General features: G+C 58.4%; 1 protein-coding gene and 1 pseudogene. Both read left to right on the top strand.

Translation table 11 applies throughout. From position 1 onward, the window contains the following. Window positions 1-14 precede the first annotated feature (14 nt). Entirely contained in the window at window positions 15-2168 is a 2154-nt protein-coding gene (locus tag DA915_RS28195) for a type I secretion system permease/ATPase (protein WP_107678034.1), read from the top strand. After that, a pseudogene (locus tag DA915_RS29145) lies at window positions 2165-2351 on the top strand (HlyD family type I secretion periplasmic adaptor subunit); the annotation flags it as partial. The gene DA915_RS28195 and the pseudogene DA915_RS29145, both read left to right, overlap by 4 nt.

The raw sequence follows: 2351 nt of genomic DNA, 5'->3' as shown, positions 1-2351 counted from the left end.
CGACAGATCTGACTATGGATACAGGTTTACTCAACCCCTCCGCTGCGACTACCGATGCCGGACTGGCGTCGCTGGCCGCCGTCGCAGCATTCTTCAGGATTTCCTGCAATCCGGCAGACCTTTCGCGGGAACTGGCACTCACCGCAGAGGCGACCCGCGACGATATTTTGCGGGCTGCCAAACGTGTCGGCCTCAAGGCAAAACCCGTTCGCGAAGAGCGGTTTGCCAGCGGAAAGGTGATCCCCACGCCATGCATCGCCGTCCTGGACGACGGAGGATTTGCCGTTTTTGCCGGGAAGACGGAAGAGAACAGCTACCGGCTGGTCGATCCCGTCAGCTTTATCAGCCGGACTGTACCCCTTGAGGAACTGCTGTCGCTAACGTCGGGAAACTTCATCCTGCTCCAGCGGGGATTTGCAGACGTTTCTGCATTCCAGCGGCGGTTCGGTTTTGCCTGGTTTCTGCCATCGCTCTGGCGCTACCGAAGCGCCCTCGCCCATGTCTTTCTCGCTTCGCTTTTCCTGCAGCTCTTCGCCCTCGTCTCGCCGCTGTTTTTTCAGGTGGTGGTCGACAAGGTGCTTGCCCACCGTAGCTACTCGACATTGACGGTCCTGATCATCGGACTTGCCGCGATCGGCCTGTTCGACGTCGTGCTTCAGTATCTGCGCACCTATGCACTCACGCATACGACGAACCGGATCGATGTGGAGCTCGGACGCCGGCTCGTGCGTCACCTGCTGAACCTTCCACTGAACTATTTCGAAACCCGCGCCGCCGGCCAGACGGTTGCGCGTGTGCGCGAACTCGAGACCATCCGCAATTTCCTGACCGGACAGGCGCTTTTTTCAGTCCTCGATCTCATCTTCACCTTCGTGTTCATCGCGGTGCTGTTTGCCTATTCCACGGTGCTTGCCTGGATCGTCGTCGCCTCAATTCCGTTTCTCGTCCTGATCGGTTTTCTGATCCGCCCCTCCCTTAAACATCGCATCGATGAAAAATTCGACCGGGGCGCTCTCAGTCAGCAGTTGCTCGTTGAGTCCGTTATCGGCATGCAGACACTGAAAGCATCCGCCGTCGAGCCCGTCGTTGCCGCGCAATGGGAGGAGCGTCTGGCGGCTTATGTGCAATCGTCCTTTGCAGCGACCATGCTCGCGGCGAAGGGCCAGACGGCCATCCAGTATGTCAACAAGATCACCTCGGCCGCCCTCCTCCTTTTTGGCGCACAGGCCGTCATCGACAATGAACTGACCGTCGGCGGGCTCGTCGCCTTCAACATGATCGCCGGTCAGGTGTTTCAGCCGGTTCTGCGCCTGTCACAGCTCTGGCAGGACTTTCAGCAGGTGCAAGTTTCCGTCGAGCGTCTGTCGGATGTTCTGAATGCACCCGAAGAGCCCAAACCCGCGATCCCCGTCAGCCTGCCGCCACCGAAGGGTACTATCTCCTTCAAGGGCGTCAACTTCCGCTATTCCAGTGATGGTCCGGAAATCCTCAGGAATATTTCGCTGTCTGTACGTCCGGGCGAAGTGATCGGCATCGTCGGTCCCTCCGGGTCGGGCAAGTCGACGCTGACCAAACTTCTGCAGCGGTTCTATCTGCCCTCCAGCGGCCAGGTCATGGTCGACGGTCAGGACATCGCCCATGTCAATCCGGCCTGGCTGCGCTCCAATATCGGCGTCGTGCTTCAGGAAAACATGCTGTTCAATCGCACGATCCACGAGAACATCAGTATCGCCAATCCTGCCATGTCGCGGGCGGCCGTCATCAATCTCGCCCGCCTGTCAGGCGCCGACGAATTTGTCGCGAAACTGCCGAAGGGTTATGACACCGTCATCGAAGAACGCGGTGCAAACCTCTCCGGTGGGCAGCGGCAACGCCTGGCGATCGCCCGGGCATTGTCAGTCAACCCGCCCATTCTTATCCTGGACGAGGCAACCAGCGCTCTCGACTATGAGAGTGAGAGACTGATCCTCGCAAACATGCGTCACATTGTTCAGGGCCGCACAGTATTGATCATCGCCCACCGCCTTGCGACCATCCGGAGCTGTAATCGCATTATCGGCATGGCCGACGGCAGGATCGTTGAAGAGGGCAGCCACGAAGATCTGCTGGCCCGCGATGGCGGCCTCTACAAGCATTTATGGGATTTGCAGATGGGGTCGAGCCAATGAGAGGAAAGACGCGACCCGTAAAGACCGGGGCAACAAACACAAAGGTCAGCGCCGATTATAGCGACTTTCTCCCTGCCGCCCTTGAAATTATCGAAAAGCCCGCATCCCCGATCCGTTATGCGCTTATCTGGTTCGTTTGTATCGTCGCGGCCTCCACATTGATCTGGAGCTTTATTGGCAGGA

Source organism: Agrobacterium sp. LAD9, from assembly GCF_003031125.1.
Classification (GTDB): Bacteria; Pseudomonadota; Alphaproteobacteria; order Rhizobiales; family Rhizobiaceae; genus Agrobacterium; species Agrobacterium radiobacter.
Note: the sequence above shows the minus strand (reverse complement) of the source record. Positions and strands in the feature narration are given on the sequence as shown.

What these genes read in the sequence shown, in the direction of transcription:
- DA915_RS28195 (WP_107678034.1), top strand. Translation starts at nt 15, where the DNA reads ATGGATACAGGTTTACTCAACCCCTCCGCTGCGACTACCGATGCCGGA.